Annotated in this window: 13 protein-coding genes, 1 other RNA gene and 1 pseudogene; 8 read left to right on the top strand and 7 right to left on the bottom strand. The window is 57.6% G+C overall.

The window, feature by feature from the left end; all coding sequences use genetic code 11:
* Positions 1-3: 3 nt before the first annotated feature.
* Together WE862_RS18315 and WE862_RS18310 are read left to right on the top strand one after the other, a co-directional pair.
* On the top strand, positions 4-6,441 hold the full coding sequence (locus WE862_RS18315) for an LPD38 domain-containing protein (RefSeq protein ID WP_042031404.1): 6,438 nt from the start codon (positions 4-6) through the stop codon (positions 6,439-6,441).
* A gap of 73 nt (positions 6,442-6,514) precedes the next feature.
* Complete coding sequence (locus tag WE862_RS18310) at positions 6,515-6,718, top strand: hypothetical protein (RefSeq protein ID WP_042031403.1); 204 nt, start codon at positions 6,515-6,517, stop codon at positions 6,716-6,718.
* 12 nt (positions 6,719-6,730) lie between these two features.
* Here WE862_RS18310 and WE862_RS18305 read toward each other — a convergent pair whose 3' ends face one another.
* Positions 6,731-7,240 carry a hypothetical protein gene (locus WE862_RS18305; protein ID WP_042031401.1) on the bottom strand — a complete coding sequence of 170 codons (510 nt, stop codon included), beginning with the start codon at positions 7,238-7,240 and terminating at the stop codon, positions 6,731-6,733.
* A 199-nt stretch (positions 7,241-7,439) separates the two neighbouring features.
* The gene (locus WE862_RS18300) at positions 7,440-7,745 is read right to left on the bottom strand and encodes an Arc family DNA-binding protein (protein ID WP_042031399.1); all 306 of its coding nucleotides are present in this window, start codon (positions 7,743-7,745) and stop codon (positions 7,440-7,442) included.
* 205 nt (positions 7,746-7,950) lie between these two features.
* On the opposite strand from WE862_RS18300, the gene WE862_RS18295 reads away from it, so the two are divergent.
* Genes WE862_RS18295 through WE862_RS18280 form a run of 4 tightly spaced genes read left to right on the top strand, consistent with a single transcriptional unit; the run spans position 7,951 to position 9,283 of the window.
* The gene (locus WE862_RS18295; protein WP_082035462.1) at positions 7,951-8,118 is read left to right on the top strand and encodes an Arc family DNA-binding protein; all 168 of its coding nucleotides are present in this window, start codon (positions 7,951-7,953) and stop codon (positions 8,116-8,118) included.
* A complete protein-coding gene (locus tag WE862_RS18290; RefSeq protein ID WP_082035461.1) occupies positions 8,111-8,260 on the top strand; it encodes an Arc family DNA-binding protein in 150 nt (49 codons plus the stop codon). Before WE862_RS18295 ends, WE862_RS18290 begins: the two co-directional genes overlap by 8 nt.
* Complete coding sequence (locus tag WE862_RS18285) at positions 8,241-9,161, top strand: Rha family transcriptional regulator (RefSeq protein ID WP_198493485.1); 921 nt, start codon at positions 8,241-8,243, stop codon at positions 9,159-9,161. Before WE862_RS18290 ends, WE862_RS18285 begins: the two co-directional genes overlap by 20 nt.
* Entirely contained in the window at positions 9,158-9,283 is a 126-nt protein-coding gene (locus WE862_RS18280; RefSeq protein WP_263975057.1) for a hypothetical protein, read from the top strand. The genes WE862_RS18285 and WE862_RS18280 overlap by 4 nt, the downstream gene beginning before the upstream one ends.
* A 34-nt stretch (positions 9,284-9,317) precedes the next feature.
* Here the strand turns inward: WE862_RS18280 and WE862_RS18275 are convergent, their stop codons facing one another.
* The 3 genes from WE862_RS18275 to smpB form a co-directional block, all read right to left on the bottom strand.
* Positions 9,318-9,680: a helix-turn-helix domain-containing protein gene (locus tag WE862_RS18275; protein WP_042031398.1), complete on the bottom strand. Its 363-nt coding sequence runs from the start codon at positions 9,678-9,680 to the stop codon at positions 9,318-9,320.
* 714 nt (positions 9,681-10,394) lie between these two features.
* Positions 10,395-10,754, bottom strand: a transfer-messenger RNA (tmRNA) gene (ssrA, locus tag WE862_RS18270).
* A gap of 162 nt (positions 10,755-10,916) precedes the next feature.
* Positions 10,917-11,405, bottom strand: coding sequence for an SsrA-binding protein SmpB (smpB, locus tag WE862_RS18265; RefSeq protein WP_005344095.1), 489 nt, complete (start codon positions 11,403-11,405; stop codon positions 10,917-10,919).
* A 169-nt stretch (positions 11,406-11,574) separates the two neighbouring features.
* On the opposite strand from smpB, the pseudogene WE862_RS18260 reads away from it, so the two are divergent.
* Positions 11,575-12,009: pseudogene (locus tag WE862_RS18260) on the top strand (SRPBCC family protein).
* Positions 12,002-12,364 carry an RnfH family protein gene (locus tag WE862_RS18255; RefSeq protein ID WP_005344097.1) on the top strand — a complete coding sequence of 121 codons (363 nt, stop codon included), beginning with the start codon at positions 12,002-12,004 and terminating at the stop codon, positions 12,362-12,364. The pseudogene WE862_RS18260 and the gene WE862_RS18255 overlap by 8 nt, the downstream one beginning before the upstream one ends.
* 97 nt (positions 12,365-12,461) lie before the next feature.
* On the opposite strand, the gene WE862_RS18250 is transcribed toward WE862_RS18255, so the two are convergent.
* A complete protein-coding gene (locus tag WE862_RS18250; RefSeq protein ID WP_042031397.1) occupies positions 12,462-13,736 on the bottom strand; it encodes an amidohydrolase in 1,275 nt (424 codons plus the stop codon).
* 156 nt (positions 13,737-13,892) lie between these two features.
* Positions 13,893-16,349 carry an acyl-CoA dehydrogenase FadE gene (fadE, locus tag WE862_RS18245; protein ID WP_042031395.1) on the bottom strand — a complete coding sequence of 819 codons (2,457 nt, stop codon included), beginning with the start codon at positions 16,347-16,349 and terminating at the stop codon, positions 13,893-13,895.
* Positions 16,350-16,360: the final 11 nt, after the last annotated feature.

Below are 16,360 nucleotides of genomic sequence, written 5' to 3'. Positions count from 1 at the left end.
ACCATGGACAAGCCTGGACTGCGCGACGCCTTGCCACAACCGAAACTATCCGACACCCGCACAGACCCGTTCTGGAGCAATCTCGATAGCAGCCTGTCTGCTGCCACCTCTGCTCAACCACAGATCCAGCAGCCAACAGCAAAGAGAAATTTGGATGTCGGCCTTGGTGATGTGGCGCGCGGGGTAGGGGCTGGAGCGCTTGATCTGGTTGGTGGCATTGGCGAGCTGGCAAGACAAGCCAGCCAGTTCGGCAAGGAGCGTGGTGGCCGCAATGCCGAAGATGTTGCCAGAGATGGAGGCGACTACCTGGAGCAGGCTCGCGCCAACATGGCCAACAAGTTGAGCCCTGTGCTTGATGTAGTGGCCGGAGCAGGTGATCTTGCCACATCTGGCTCAAAGTCTCTGAACGACGGGATGAGTGCTGATGCCAAGGAGGCGCTTGGTCGGCGCTTGGTCGATGAGACGCCGGAAGGCCGCCTGACCATCGGTGATGGTGCAGGTGACATCGATGTGTGGGCCATGAAGATGGCGCAAGGTGTTGGGTCGCTGGTTCCAACGCTGCTAGCTGGCGGTGTTACCGGCGTTGCAGCCAAGGCTAGCATTGGGCGCGCTGTCACCGCCTCGATGATCAAGCGAGGTGCTACCCAAGAGGTGGCCGAGGCGGTTGCGGCCAAGACGGTATCCAAGCTGGCCACCGGAGCAGCAGCAACTGCAGGTGCTACCGGGTCTGTTGGTAGTGCCGGGGTGAACACCAGAGACTCAGTGCTTGGCATGAGCTTTGATGAGTTGGCGCAGAGCGACACCTTCCGCCAGGCGTTCACCCGCATCGACCAGGATCAGCAAACTCAGCACCTTTCTGATGAGGAAAAGCTGGCCAAGGCCAGGGAAGAGACTGCCAACATTGCCAGTCGTGCCACCATGAGCGATGCCAAGACATGGGGCGCAGCAGCAATGGGGTCCATGATGGGCGATGCCATGCTGTTCAAGATGCTGGCAGGAAAGGCTGCAGCTGGCGGAGTGCTGAAAAGCGCAGCCAAAGGGGCTGCAGGAGAGGGGATCGGAGAAACCATTGAGGAGGGTGTGCAGCAATATGCTGTGAACGAATCTCTCAACGACGTGGCCGCGGCCAATATCGACCCGATGAAAGGGGTTGTATCCAGCGCTCTTGAAGGTGGCTTGATCGGCATGGGTACCGGTGGTGCCGTCGGCGCCGGTGGCGGATTGCATGGCGGCAAGGCGAAGGTTGAAGGGGAGAGTGGCTCACAGGTAGAGCCAGCCACCGCTGAGGAGGTTGCGCCTGTTGAGCAGAGTGAACAGGTGCAAGCCAACCCTGCCGCGGCACCGGTAGAGCAGGATTTGGCATCCGCCGTTGATGCCATGGCAGAACCAGTCGTGCAGGAGACAGATAAATCACCGCTCGGCCCCGGCGCCAGCAAGTTTGACGAGCTGCGTGATGTGCCGGCCTATCTGCGCCGCGATGGTACCGCTGATCGCTTCAAGGGCATGGCAGAGAACAGCCCGGTGCAGGAGGCGCTTGCCGGAACGCCTGCGCCAACAGTTGATGATCTCCTCTCGCAGGCCATGTCTCAGCTGGGCGAGGATATTGCAGCCCCAGCCATTTCTGGACAGCAGTCAGTTGCTGCAGAAAATGCGGTGGGTCAACCGACAGCAGCCACAGATACAGCCGTAGAGCCTGTTGCTGACGATGCAGCTCAAGCACAACCACAGGAGAAGAACGCCGCGCCATCTGCGCTGGATGCAGTAGTTGGCCCGCTCCAGACACTCCGCATAACCCGCAAAGGCAAGCCTTTTGCCAGCGAGAAAGAGGCCGCCATGGCCAGCCGCAAGGGCAAGGAGATGCCGGTTCCGCTCAATGGTGGTGGCTTTGGGGTGGCCGAGAGCGCCGAGGTTGAGCAGGTGAAGGCTGCCGCAACCACGCAGCCAAGCGATCCGCAACTCAACAACATCGGTGTCACAGACCCGAATCGACCATCTGATCAGCCAGCTGCAAGCGTAAGCGCTGAAACAGTTCAGGCGCCGCCTGCCACGGCTGGCGAGGCCAGCCAACTAGCACCGGCTATCGATACCGGATACCGCGAGGTGATCCCCGTCAACCAACCCCAAGCAGAGGTGAGCAATGAGCCAGTTACCCAAGTACCTGCAATCAGCAGTGAAGGACAAGGCGATCAGCCTGGCGCAGGCGAACCGGCTGCAGCAGGCGCTGGACCAGCCATTGCCGGACTCACCTACCGAGCTGGATCCCGAGATCCGGCAGACAACACTCCTGCTCCACCTGTACCTGATGGACAGCAGCAAAATGACCAAACACTAACAGCCCCGGCCCCTGACGCCGGGGCTGCTGTTTCTGAGGTGTCGCAACCTAATCCTGTAGCAAATGATCCTGCTGCCGCTCCTACGCCGTGGGAGGAAGCCATTGATAACCCGGATGGCACCATCACCCTGAAAGGCGATGTGCCGCTGCTCAAGCAGTGGGCCAAGGAGAGCGGCGTGAAGGCGATCCAGGGCAAGGGTGGCCTGTTGGTGGCCAAGTCATCGGCGGCCAAGGTGCGCGAGTATGTGGCACCTGCTGCCAGTGAACCTGTTCAGCAGATCGAGGCCGCCCGCGCCGAGGTGGCTCCTGATCCGACCGAGGCGCAGAAGGAGGCTGGCAACTACAAGAAGGGACACCTCACGCTGCATGGGCTGGATATCGCGCTCGAGAACCCCAAGGGCTCTACCCGTTCCGGCACTGACAAGGATGGCAAGGCTTGGCAATCCACCATGGCCCACGACTACGGCTACATCAAACGCACTACCGGTGCGGACGGGGATCATGTCGATGTGTTCATCGGAGACCAGCCGGATAGCGAAATGGTCTATGTAGTGGATCAGGCAGACCCAAAGACCGGCAAGTTTGACGAGCACAAGGTGATGATGGGCTTTGCCGACGAGCAGGCTGCCAGGGATGGCTACCTTGCCAACTATGAGAAGGGGTGGAAGGGGTTGAGCGCTATCAAGGCCATGCCGATGGAGGAGCTCAAGCGCTGGGTGAAGGATGGGGACACCACCAAGCCGGTTACCGATGCTGCGCCAGCCAATGAGCCAGAACAGACCAATCCACAGCAGTATGTGTCAACGAGGATGCCTGACCGCGCTATCGCGTTCTCCAAGCAAGCCATGGCTCAAGGCGACAAGCCGGCCAAACACCTGACCCGCAAAGAGGCGGAGCTGGTCACCAAGGAGTGGTTCAAGCAGTACCGGGGCGCCAGCGGCATTGATGTGCAGATCCACGCCACCCAGGCCGAGCTGGAGAAAGCACTGGGGCTGGCTGCCAAAGATGGTCTGATCCGCCGCGCTGCCTTCGATGACGACACCGGCACCTTGCATGTGGCAGCCGATACCATCTCCAATCCCAAGAGGATGCGCGAGATCCTGCGCCATGAGGTGCTGGCCCACTACGGTCTGGCCAATGTGTTGGGCGATGGCGAGTACACCAAGCTGATCAGCCGCCTCATCAAGTCCAAGCAAGACCCGAGCATGAAGGCGGTGTGGGAGTGGGTTGACACCCACTATGCCGACGAGGATATCGGGGTGCAGGCCGAGGAGGTGATCGCCCATCTTGCTGAGCTTGAGCCAAGCGCATGGCGCCGTGGCTGGGATACTGTGGCGGCCTGGGTGACCAAGGCGCTGCGCATGGTTGGCTTTGCGCCTGATGGCATCACGGCAGCAGAGACCCGGAACCTGATTGAGGCGCTTGGCAAGAAGATGAAGCGCGGCTCGCCTGATGATGGTGGCCCGGATGGCGGCAAGAAGTTCAGCCAGGAGGCAGAGCAGTCAGCCAAGAAATCCGGCGTCAAAATGAGCCAGACCAATACGGCTGCTGCCGATGCGGCCATGGAAAAGCTAAATCTCGGCGCCAAGCCTGACATCATCGACAAGACCAAGGCCAATCTGGACAAGCTGCGCAAGGTGGATCGCGGTGTGGTTGAGTCATGGGTAGACCGCTTTATCAAGAAAGCCAACACCGAAGTGCTCGATGCGCTGGCCCCCATCAAGTACGCAGAGGACGCGGCCGGCATCACCGATGCGGCCGACTCCGGATACGTTGCGGCGCGGATGGCAACCGGGGCGGCCTCCACCATGCAGGCGACCATGCTCTATGGCCTGCCAGAGTGGAAGGATGGGGTAATCCAGCGCAAGGCTGGTACCGGTGAGAAGGACGCACTGCTGGGCATCTTCTCCGATCTCGGCGCCGATCTGCACAACTGGCTGGGCTGGATGGCTGGCCACCGGGCCGAGATGCTGATGAAGCAGGGGCGTGAGAACCTGTTGAGCGAGCATGACATCGAAGCACTGAAAGGTCTCGGCAAGGGCAAAGAGGCCAAATTCAACGAGGCAAAGGCTCGCTGGAACCGGCTCAACGCTGCCACGCTGGATCTGGCGCAGGAGGCAGGCCTATTCACCAAGGAGGCACGCTCTGAGTTTGAAAGCGAGTGGTACATCCCGTTCTTCCGGGAATCTGAGGATGGCGATGTACTGGCGCCATTCAAGCCGAAGGGGATCGCCAACCAGAACGCCGGCATCAAGAAGCTCAAGGGAGGGGAGGCCAATACCGCTGACCTGCTCGAGAACATCTTCACCTCAACATCCAAGCTTATCGACGCATCCATGAAGAACATGGCGGCACAAAAGACCGTCTGGAACCTGGCTGACACCGGCATCATTGAGGCGGTAGCCAAGCCGAATATGATGGACTGGCGTGCTCTCAAGAACGGGAAGAACCTGATCACCGTCAAGATAGAAGGTGAGGACTACATGATCAAGGTGGAGGATCCAGACCTTTACCGGGCCATGACCTTCTTCGATCGCCAGCCGTTCGGCACCATGGTGAATATGGCAGCAAGCGCTAAGCGCATTCTTACTGCCGGGGTGACCGCCTCGCCTGAGTTTATGCTTCGCAACTTCCTGCGCGACTCACTATCCAGCTGGGCGATCAGCAAGGACGGATTCACCCCGGTGATCGACTCCATCAAGGGGGTGAAAAAGACGCTGGCAATGGATGGCAGCACTATTGATGTGATGTTCAGTGGCGCCAGCTTCCTTGGCGGCTATGTCAACGGCAACGACCCGGGGGCCATGGCTGACACCGTGCGCAAGTCTCTGCGCCGCAAGGGCATGACACCTGAGCAGATTGCCCGCTACGAAAAGAGCATCATCCGCAACGTGGCACACGCCAAAGGAGTGGTGGCCGATGCGTGGGAGAAGTACAGCCGCTATGGCGAGGCGCTTGAGAACGCCAACCGCGAGGCGGTATACGATGCAGCCATCAAGGCCGGCAAGAGCCATGCGCAAGCGGCGTTTGAGTCGAAGGATCTGATGGACTTCTCGATGATGGGCGGGGCAAGAGCAATACAGGCTGCATCAATGGTGCTGCCGTTCTTCAACGCCCGCATCCAGGGCCTTGGTAAGTTGACCAGGGAGCTGAGAGATAACCCGCGCGAGATTGCCAAGCGGGCAGGCATGATCACCGCCATGTCGCTGGGATTGCTGGCTGCCAACTGGGATGACGAGCGTTATGAGGAGCTGCCAGATTGGGACAAGGATGCCAACTGGCACTTCTTTGTCGGTGATCAGCACTGGCGCATTCCCAAGCCGTTTGAGATCGGGGTGATGTTCGGCACCATCCCTGAGCGTATGGTGCGTGCCATGGGCGACAAGGACACCGGCGCCCAGTTCGGCAAGGCTGTGGCCAGAGCGATCGGAGACACCTTCGCGCTCAACCCGACCCCCCAGATCGTCAAGCCAATGGTTGAAGCTGCGTTCAACTACGATACCTTCCGCGGCGGCCCCATCGACTCGCCGCAGGATCTGGCGGTGCAGGCCGAAGCCCGCTACAACGAGCAGACCAGCCTGCTGATGCGCAAACTTGGCGAGGTTTCCGGATTCTCGCCCAAGCAGCTTGAGCATTTGGTGATTGGCTATACCGGCACGATTGGCGGCTATGTCATGGCCACTGCAGATGGCCTGATCCGCGCAGCAAGCCCGGGAGAGTCGGCCAGCTGGCGCGCTGACGAGATCCCGCTAGTCAAGTCGGTGTACCGTGGCACCGGGCCAGCGAAGTCAACGCAGCACATGGAGCAGTTCTACCAGATGCTGAATGAGGTGAACCAGCTCAAGCGCACTATTGACCAGTACCGTAGCGAGGGGCTTACCGATAAGGCCAACGAGTTATTGGATGAGCAGGGTGGCATCTTGAAGTCTCGCCGCAGCCTGAGCCGCACCCAGCAGCAGGTAAGGGTGGTACGCAACAAGATTGAGCTGATCCAGCGTGACCGCACCATGAATGCAGAGGAGAAGCGCCGGCGCATTGACGAGCTATTGGCACGCCGTAATGACCTGGTGTATCAGGCAGTGAACAAGAACAGGGTTAACTGGGAGTAAGTGGAATAGCGGCCCTGGCTGAGCCTCTGCAAAGGGGTTAAGCTGGGGCACTTAACCAGTGAGGACCCTGACCATGTGGATACTGTTTGCGTTGATAATGATGGTGGTGGCGCTCAAGGCGTTCAGTTTCAGCTTTACGCTGGCGCTGATCCCATTCGCGGTCGGGTGTTGGTGTTTTAGCAAATCCAGCAGGAGCGATCTGAATGACTTTATGGCATTCAGTTTTTTCTTTGTCCTGGTTGGATTTGCCGTTATTTTTATCAGCTCGATATGGTAGCTGTTGATATATTTATTTTGCAGTTAAATAACCATCAGCACCACTAATTGCCCATGTGTAGTCACCGGCTGGCTTTTCAATGTCAAAGTATGCTTTTGATATTGAAAGCGGAGTTATCTCCACTTTTTTGTAATAGCGTTTGATGGTTTTATTTCCATCTTTATCGGCATATTCAATGGTTATATATATGCCGCTTATAGTTGTGTCATCATTGCCATTGTAAGCTGTAACATTGAATGTGTAAGGGTAAGTATCACCAAGGTAAGCCTTGCCGTCTAAGAGGTTTACTTTGTCTATTGATAGTTTTTTTGATGGAACTTTTATTTCACCACCAAACATGTCAAAGCATGCCTGTTTAATGAATGAAGCGGCCCTATCACTTGAAACGTTATTCATGCTGCCAATAATGCATTCACTAGATGATGAATAACCTTTCAGGTGTTTATATGAAAAGGAAAGCAAGGCAATAACAGCCGACAAAGTAATAACCAAAAGAAGATGTTCTTTTCTAATTTCCATCATTTATCGCTTCCTTTATTTATCATTTCGCTTGTTACCAAATCCAACACCTAGCTAATCTCATCGACAAAGCATTTGTTCAACTTCGGCGCAGTGTGGCAGCCAGTAAGGCCCATACCATGCCTCATTTGGAGCATAAAAACAGAGAGGTGTGCCACACAGGAAGAGTAAGGGCTGGATGATGCCATCTGGCAAGGGCCGCTTATTTGTCTTGGGCAGCCTTGTATTTGTCCCACACCTCCTGGATGCGGGCCATCAGCTCCTGCATAACTTCATCTGGCATGTCTGACCGGAGCTCGTATTTTTGCTTTCGCTGGTATTGGCGCGGCACGCTATCGGTTGGCGCTGCCTCCTCGTCGAAAGTCTTTTGTAGTCGATAGACGATCTCGGCGTTCATGGATCTTCCGCTCGCCTTGGCCAGCTCGGAGATGGTATCCCTCATACCATCAGGCATCCTCAAAACAAACTTATCTGAGTCTCTGCTTGTCGGGGTTGTTCTTTTGTTCATCTTGCTATCTACCTGATTTTGATTGGATCAAGCATACAGGCACAGTGCCATCAATCAATGGTGGCACATGGCCATCAAAAATTATTGACAGCCTTTGCTGCTGGGCATAACCTGATGTTGATGGCACATGGCCATTATCAATGTAAAACTCGGTGTCAATGTATGTTTTGATGAAAAACAAACATAGGAAACAAGGGAGCATTTAGTGAAACTGACCAGAGATGTAAAGCAAACCAAGTTCCGCATTCCGGAAGAGATGCTGACTTACCTGAAAGAGCAGGCGGAGAAAAACTTCCGCTCGGTGAATGCCGAACTGATGGCGCGACTGGTACGCACCATGGAGCAGGACAAGGCGGGGGAGAGCCATGCGTGATTGGGACAAGTTTATGGTGCGACTGCCGCCAGGATTTCGGGAGCAGATCAAGGAGTTGGCAAAAGAGAATGGCCGCTCTATGAACTCGGAGATTGTACAGCGCTTGAAGGAGGTGCTGAAAAATGAAGGGAAGCTGGCCTGATGCCAAAAAGAATTCGGCCAAAGCGGCTGCCACCGCCAAGGCCGAGGATGTAAACCAAAACAACCACGTTAAGGACTACGGTATGACTATACAACAACAGTATCAGCAAACCAAAGTTTTGACAGGGCCGCAGAATGTTGGCGCTGTCACCATGACCAGCCAAGAGATCACTGATCTGGTTGGCAGCCGCCATGACAATGTGAAAGTGGCCATTGAAAGGCTCGCCAAAAAGGGCGTAATTCAGCTTCCTGCAATGCAGGATTGTGGAAGAATCAATGGGTTAGGCATCACCCAGTCGTTTTCCGTCTACGTGTTCACCGGCAAGCAAGGCAAGCGTGATTCACTGATCGTGGTAGCCCAGCTTTGCCCAGAGTTCACCGCTCGTATTGTGGATCGCTGGCAAGAGCTTGAAGAGGCGGTATCAACACCAGCCGCTAACCTTCCTGATTTCAGCAACCCAGCCGCAGCAGCTCGCGCTTGGGCTGAGCAATATGAACTCGGGCAGGTGCTGGCCATCGAGAACAAGCAGCAGCAGGAGCAGATCCACTCACTGGAAAGCCTGTTCCGCCAAGGGATGACCATCCCGCAGTTCTGCAAGATGCTCAACGGCGTCAACTCCCAGCAGGTTTGCACATTCTTTGAGGATCGCAGCTGGCTGTATAACGAAAGCCGTTCAGGCAAGCGCTGGCGAGCGGCGTCTTACGCTCGTGACAGATACCTCACAGAGGAGCAGCACGAGCAGAAGCGGCATGGTTTCGAGTCATTCATCGTGTTCACCCCGGTGCTGCTGCAGAAGGGGGCGGTGAGGATCTACCAGCTCTACCTGAAAGGCGAGCTCCCAATGAAGAAGGACTGGGATGGTTTGTTCACTCAGGACAAAGTGATCAAGGGGGCAGCATGAGCGCCGCACAACTGAAAGCTGAACTCACCTATCTGCTGAGATTGCTGGAAACAGAGGATTTATCCCCTGAGACGCGGCAGGATGCCACCGATCGCATCATGCGAATGATGCCGGAGCAGTAGGCTTAATACTGATGGGGCTTCGGCCCCATTTTTGTTACCCGACTCTCACCCCAAGAATCTCCGCATAGCAGTTCAGCATTGAGGCAAGGTGCGGCTTCGGCAGCATAGCGGCCCGGTTGATCAGCCCCATGTGCTCGTCATCTGACACGCTCCAATCTGGATCAGCCAGGATGGCCTGAACAGATATCCCCATCACACTCGAAATCATCACAGCCTCAGCCAGCCCCATAAAGTCATCATGGTGCGGTGATAGCCATCTCGAGATGCTTGAGCGTGGGATGTCAGTCAGTTTACTGATCTTGGTCTGGCTGAGCTTTCGCTCGGCCATCAGCTTGCGCACCTTTGTCTTGGTGCGATGGACATAGGCAAGGCTAGAACTGGTCAGATACAGCTTCATACGTGTTCCTCGTTTGTATGTTCTAACCGTGCTCTAGATCATGTTTTTATTGTTGTCCCAAATTTGAGACACCTATTGCGCAATTGCTCAGTAATGGCACATGTAGGTCATGTAGATTGTAGTCAAAAAAATGAGTATGACGCGCCAAGAGTCGCCGCGGATCACCAGTAACGATGGAGTGTGAGCGGGTTATGATAAGTCATATAGGACGGGATTTTTCGTTAGGAAATAACAAGATAGCGGAGGTGATAAAAGATAGTGCTCCCATCTGGAGAAGGAAAGTTGTAAACTCGCTTCGTTACTGTATAAGCATACAGTGTTTCACAGTCGAGAGACTGGGAGTTGATAAGCGAGGACCTGATCGGATGGATTCACTAGCTGAACTTGAGGACTACTTAGAGACGCTTGACCTGGCGCCGGAGGAGGGTGAGGAGATCGCGCGCATTCTTGAAAAACTACGCGATGAAGTAGCCGTTCAGTGATGTTCGGCATTGAGCAGAAGCCCGCCATTGAGCGGGCTTTTCTATGGCCTGTTTCTTGGTGGCAGGAGTAGTTGCGGAGTGGAAAAGAAAAAAGCCTGCATTTCTGCAGGCTTTCTTGCTCTTGGATCACCAGTGGATCATTTTAGTTCCCGTTTTGGGCCAGTCGCTGTCGCCGTTATTTGGCTAAGTGGCTGTTTTAACTCATTTTGTCCTGTCTGTGTCCTAGTTAAATTGGTGGAGCTGGGGGGATTTGAACCCCCGTCCAAAATTACTACATCCTTGGCACTACATGCTTAGTCACTCTTTACATTCGCCAACCCGCTGCGGAGAGACACGCCACGAATTGACTAGCTCGATTGGTTTTAATGCTTCCGCCCCGAGCAGGACTTCCACACGATCCTGTGAAGGATGACCTTCCGATTCCCTAGGACACAGGCAAGCTAGGGTAGAAGGGCTCAGCGCAGGTTATTAAGCTGCGAGTGCGTAGTTTTCGTCGTTTGCGACTATTTTTTTGCGGTTTATTAACGAGGCCTACCGCACCTCGGCATGCACCTTGGGTTTCGTGAATCTTGTCGAATCCAGAATCAGCCCCAAGTTGTTAAGAGCGATTGTACGCAAAAATGCTGGTATGGCAAGGCGTTGATGGCTATTCCCGCCAGCTGGTGGTCTGTTTGCCGATTTATTGTGCGCAGTGGCCGGGGGTGGGGAACCGGAAGTGAGGTGTCCGGACTGGAATCGTCCGGACATCAGAGGGTTAGCCGCGGTACTTGTTCTTCATGATGCGGGCTTTTTCCCGATCCCACTCGCGGGCCTTGGTATCTTCGCGCTTGTCGTGCTCTTTCTTGCCCTTCACCAGACCGATCTCGACCTTGACCCAGCACTGTTTCCAGTAGAGGGCGAGGGGGACGACGGTATAGCCCTGACGGGCAATCAGGCTTTCGAGTTTGTCGAGTTCACGACGGCTCAGCAGCAGTTTGCGGGTACGGGTCGGGTCACACACCACATGGCTGGAGGCCGCTTGCAGTGGCAGGAAGCTGGAGCCGAACAGGTAGGCTTCGCCATCGCGGAAGATGACATAGGCTTCGCTGATGTTGGCCTTGCCCGCCCGCAGGGATTTGACTTCCCACCCTTGCAGGGACAGACCCGCTTCGATCTTTTCTTCGATGAAGTATTCGTGGCGCGCGGTTCTGTTGAGTGCAATGGTGCTGGACCCGGCTTTGTTTTTACTGTTTTTTTTGCTCATGACGGGCGATTTCCGGCAATGACTAGGAGGCTCGTATTATACGTAGGCGGGGGCGGCTGTAAAACGCGCGACGGGTCAAGTGACCGCTTTCTGAGCAGTTTGGCCGAGGTTTTACCTCCAAAAGCGCCAACATGGTGATAAAATCGCGGCGATTGGATGAGGAAAAGCCATGCCCCGTATTACTCGCAGTGCCCTGGTGATGTTCAGTGCCGAACAGATGTTCAAGTTGGTCAACGATGTGAATGCCTATCCGCAGTTTTTGCCCGGCTGTGTCGGCAGCCGTGTTCATGAGGCGGGTGACGATTACATGATGGCGTCGGTCGATGTGGCCAAGGCGGGCATCGCCAAAACCTTTACTACCCGCAACCAGCTGGATGTAAACCGCCAGATCAGGATGGAGCTGGTGGACGGCCCCTTCAGCAAGCTGGCTGGCTGGTGAACCTTTACTCCCCTCGACGTGGATGCCTGCAAGGTGGAGTTTGACCTCGATTTCGAATTTACCTCCAAGCTCATCGAAGTGGCCTTTGGCCAGGTGTTCCGCGATCTGGTGAGCTCCATGGTCTCCGCCTTCTCAAACCGTGCCAAGGTGGTGTACGGTGCCTGATCAGCTCAATATCGAAGTGGTCTATGCCCTGCCGCAGCGCCAGACGGTGATTGCGCTGCGGGTATCTCCCGAGACTTGCGTACAGGCCGCTATCGAGCAGTCCGGCATCGTGCAGAAGCACCCCGAGATCGACTTGTCGGTCAACAAGTTCGGCATCTATAGCCGTCCGGTAAAAGGGAGCGATCTGCTGCAGGATGGCGATCGCATCGAGATCTATCGCCCGCTCATCGCCGATCCGCGCGAGATGCGCAAAAAGCGCGCCGAGAAGGCCAAGGAGGAGGGGCGTGCCGATGCTGTGACCGGCGGTCGTCCCAATACCAACCGCAAGCGCGGTGATGGCCAACCGGCTGAGTGACATTGCGCCGCGGCAAGCGGTTAGCAAATAAAAAGGCGCCGATGGGCGCCTTTTTTGATCCTGTTTGCTCAGGTTTCCGAGCTGATAGCCACCGGGTTTATCCCTTGATATGAGCGCAATTCCCCAGTCTGGCATGGGCCCACGCCGCCAGCAGATCGACCCCGCTCTGCATCACCCGCTCGTCGAAATCGAAGGAGTTGTGGTGGTGCGGCGCAGCCAGATCGGCGCCAAGGATCAGGTAAGCCGCTTCGCCCCCCTGCTTTTGCACCCGCTCCATCAGAAAACCGGCATCTTCGCTGGCGCCAAAGCGGCGAGTCTGGATGGTGGCGAGCCCCTGCTTGCGAGCCAGCGCCGCCAGCTCGGCCTGCAGCGCCGGGCTGTTATCGAGCGCGATGGCCTCACCCTGCTTGATGATGCGGTAGGTGACGCCGTGGGCAAGGGCGGTGCCTTCGACGATGCGTTGCACCTGGCTGAACATGTAGTCGTTGAGGGCGCTGTCGGCGCCGCGGGTTTCACCGTGCAGTTCGGCATGGTCGGGAATGACGTTGCGCCCGCTGCCGGCGTGGAGTTGGCCGATGTTGATGCGGGTCATGCCGTCGCGGTGGCGCGGAATGCCGAGCATCGCGGTGGTAGCCATGCAGGCGGCAGCCAGCGCATTGCTGCCGGCATTGGGCTCGAGCCCGGCATGGGCGGCGGTGCCCATGAAGTGGACGTCGAACTTGGTTGAGCAGAGGAACTCGGTGGGGTTGATCACCAGCTCGCCGCTGCCGGCGTGAATGCCGATATGGAGCGAGAGCAGGGCATCCACGTCATCGAGGGCACCGCCTGCGGCCAGCGCCTTGCCACCGCGGCACCCCTCTTCAGCGGGTTGGAAGAAGAGCTTGATGCGCCCGCACAGCTCCTCTTTCATCGCCATCAGGCGGCTGGCCAGCCCCAGACCGATGGCGGTATGGCCATCGTGGGCGCAGGCGTGCATCCACCCTTTGTTGTGGGAGGCAAAGCCCTCCTGCTGCGGCAGGTGCTGCTCGGCGGCAGACTCCTCCACCTCCACTGCGTCGATATCGAAGCGAAAGGCCAGGGTAGGGCCGGGGCGGCCGGTATCCAGCTCTCCCATCAGCCCGGTCACGTCGCCAATGCGCTCCAGCCAGTCGGGGTGGGCTCCCTGACGGCGGGCGCGGGCTTTCTCGGCGGCCACATCGACATCGCGCCCCATCATCAGATTGCTGGCCAGCAGCTTGTCGCCAAGCACGATGTGATAGCCAAGTTCATTCAGATGGTGGGCAATCAGGCTGGTGGTACGAAACTCTTTCCAGGCCGCTTCCGGCAGGCGGTGCAGGTCACGGCGCCACTGGATCAGGTGCTCAAGGGTCATCCTGGCTTCCTTTGTGATTCGGTTTGCCGGCTATTGTGCACTGTTTTGTGGGCGAGGACACGGGGAAGGGCGCAGGTCGGGGGAGCTGGGCAAGCTGTTGCAGTCATGAAATAAAAAACGCCTCCACAAGGGAGGCGTTGTCAGATTGCCTTGATATCAGGCGGCGCGATGGTAAGCCGAGGCTTCAAACAGCTTCTTGTTGGCTACCAGATCGATGGGGTCAAAGTCATCGACGTTGATGGTGCGCAGGCGACTTACTTCGGCGCGGCGCAGCAGCTCCGCTTCGCTCTGGCTCAGCACGCCAGCGGCCAGGCCGATGTCGGCCACCTTGTCCAGTGCCAGGAAGGGGCGCTTGACGCCGTCAGCCTTGCACACCTTGTCAAACAGCGGCTCGGCAGCCAGCACGTCATCGAGCGCCTGCTCCAGCAGACCGAAGGGGTTGCCTTCTTCGCGGGTCAGGTACTGACCCTTGGCCAGGCGGCTGCGGGTCTCGCTCGGAGTTTGCAGCAGGCGGGCAACCTGGTTGTCCAGCTTGTCGCTCGGACGCTTCATGTCGCGACCCAGCGGCAACACCACGGCGCGCAGGGCAAGGCCAATCCAGCGGTTCGGGAAGTTGCGCAGCAGCTCGTCGATCGCCTCTTGTGCCTTGAACAGGGCATCTTGCAGTGCCCAGTGCAGCAGCGGCAGGTCGGCCTGCTGGCGTCCCTCGTCCTGATAGCGCTTGAGGGCGCTGGAGGCCAGATAGAGCTGGCTCAGCACATCGCCAAGGCGGGCGGAGACCCGCTCCTTGCGCTTGAGCTCACCACCCAGGGTTCCCATCGCCATGTCTGACAGGAAGGCCAGGTTGGCAGAGAGGCGGGAGAGCTTCTGGTAGTAGCCTTTGGTCTGGTCGCCATAAGGTGCCGCGGCAAAACGGGCGCCGGTCACACCCAGCCAGAAGCTGCGTACCATGTTGCTGATGGCAAAACCGACGTGGCTGAATACCGCCTTGTCGAAGTCCTTGAGGGCCTGCTCCTGATCCGGGTGGCTGGCCGCCAGCATCTCCGGCAACACGTACGGATGGCAGCGGATGGCGCCCTGACCGTAGATGATCATGCTGCGAGTCAGGATATTGGCCCCTTCCACCGTCACGGCGATGGGGGCTCCCTGATAGCCGCGAGCCAGATAGTTGTTGGGGCCCATGCAGATGGCCTTGCCGCCGTGGATGTCCATGGCATCGATGATGCACTTCTGGGCGCGGTCGGTGAGGTGGTATTTGACGATGGCGGAGATGACCGAGGGTTTCTCGCCAAGGTCGATGCCGGTCACGGTCAGGTTGGCTGCGGCGCCCATGATGTAGGCGTTGCCGCCGATGCGGGCCAGCGGCTCTTCAATCCCTTCCATCTTGCCGATGGGCAGCTTGAACTGGCGACGGATGCGGCTGTAGGCGCCGCTCGCCAGGGCCAGCATCTTGACGCCGCCGGTGCTGTTGGAGGGCAGGGTGATGCCGCGACCGACCGACAGACACTCGACCAGCATGCGCCAGCCCTGACCGGCCATGGCCGGGCCACCGATGATGAAGTCGAGCGGGACGAACACATCCTTGCCCTGAGTCGGACCGTTCTGGAACGGCACGTTGAGCGGGAAGTGGCGACGGCCGATGCCGACCCCCTTGATGTGAGTAGGGATCAACGCGCAGGTGATGCCGAGCTCTTCCTCGTCACCCAGCAGGTGCTCGGGGTCACGCAGTTTGAAGGCGAGACCCAGGACGGTGGCGATGGGGGCAAGGGTGATGTAGCGCTTGTTCCAGGTGAGGCGCATACCGAGCACCTCTTTGCCTTCCCACTCGCCCTTGCAGACGATGCCAAAGTCGGGGATGGAGCCGGCGTCAGAACCCGCTTCCGGGCTGGTCAGGGCGAAGCAGGGGATCTCTTTGCCCACCGCCAGACGGGGCAGGTAGTAATCCTTCTGCTCGTCAGTGCCATAGTGCTGCAGCAGTTCGCCCGGGCCCAGCGAGTTGGGCACGCCGACGGTGGAGGCGAGCACGGCGCTGGCGCCGCACAGCTTTTGCAGGACGCAGGACTGGGCGTAGGCCGAGAATTCGAGGCCGCCATATTTCTTCTTGATGATCATGGCGAAGAACTTGTTGTCCTTCAGGTATTGCCACACCTCGGGGGAGAGATCCGCACGCTCGTGGGTCACTTCCCAGTCGCTGACCATGCGGCAGACGGTTTCCACCGGGCCGTCGAGGAAGGCCTGCTCTTCGGCAGAGAGGGTACTGACCGGAATGGCGTGCAGTTTTTTCCAGTTCGGGTTGCCCGCGAACAGATCGGCTTCCCACCAGGTAGTACCCGCTTCAATCGCCTCTTTCTCGGTGCGGGACATCTCCGGCATGATCGATTTGTAGAGTTTGAACAGCGGCTTGGTTATCTGGGTGCGGCGAAATTCCACCAGGTTGAGCGGGATGGCGATCACCGCAAACAGCGCCCAGACCAGCAAGGGCACATGACCATAGATAGCACCAAGCACCAGCGCCGCGCCGGTGACCAGGGTGGAGATGAACAGGGATGTCCGGCGGTAGGCCAGGGCTCCGATAACCAGGATCACCCCGAGCAGAGTGAGGGTCGTCGTCATTGCTTGCTCCT

Origin of the sequence: Aeromonas jandaei, from assembly GCF_037890695.1 — a bacterium.
Classification (GTDB): Bacteria; Pseudomonadota; Gammaproteobacteria; order Enterobacterales; family Aeromonadaceae; genus Aeromonas; species Aeromonas jandaei.
This window is presented reverse-complemented; position numbering and strand designations above follow the sequence as displayed.

Coding starts and splice junctions, on each gene's coding strand:
- WE862_RS18315 (WP_042031404.1), top strand. CDS start 4: ATGGACAAGCCTGGACTGCGCGACGCCTTGCCACAACCGAAACTATCC.
- WE862_RS18310 (WP_042031403.1), top strand. CDS start 6,515: ATGTGGATACTGTTTGCGTTGATAATGATGGTGGTGGCGCTCAAGGCG.
- WE862_RS18305 (WP_042031401.1), bottom strand. CDS start 7,240: ATGATGGAAATTAGAAAAGAACATCTTCTTTTGGTTATTACTTTGTCG.
- WE862_RS18300 (WP_042031399.1), bottom strand. CDS start 7,745: ATGAACAAAAGAACAACCCCGACAAGCAGAGACTCAGATAAGTTTGTT.
- WE862_RS18290 (WP_082035461.1), top strand. CDS start 8,111: ATGCGTGATTGGGACAAGTTTATGGTGCGACTGCCGCCAGGATTTCGG.
- WE862_RS18285 (WP_198493485.1), top strand. CDS start 8,241: ATGAAGGGAAGCTGGCCTGATGCCAAAAAGAATTCGGCCAAAGCGGCT.
- WE862_RS18280 (WP_263975057.1), top strand. CDS start 9,158: ATGAGCGCCGCACAACTGAAAGCTGAACTCACCTATCTGCTGAGATTG.
- WE862_RS18275 (WP_042031398.1), bottom strand. CDS start 9,680: ATGAAGCTGTATCTGACCAGTTCTAGCCTTGCCTATGTCCATCGCACC.
- smpB (WP_005344095.1), bottom strand. CDS start 11,405: ATGAGCAAAAAAAACAGTAAAAACAAAGCCGGGTCCAGCACCATTGCA.
- WE862_RS18250 (WP_042031397.1), bottom strand. CDS start 13,736: ATGACCCTTGAGCACCTGATCCAGTGGCGCCGTGACCTGCACCGCCTG.
- fadE (WP_042031395.1), bottom strand. CDS start 16,349: ATGACGACGACCCTCACTCTGCTCGGGGTGATCCTGGTTATCGGAGCC.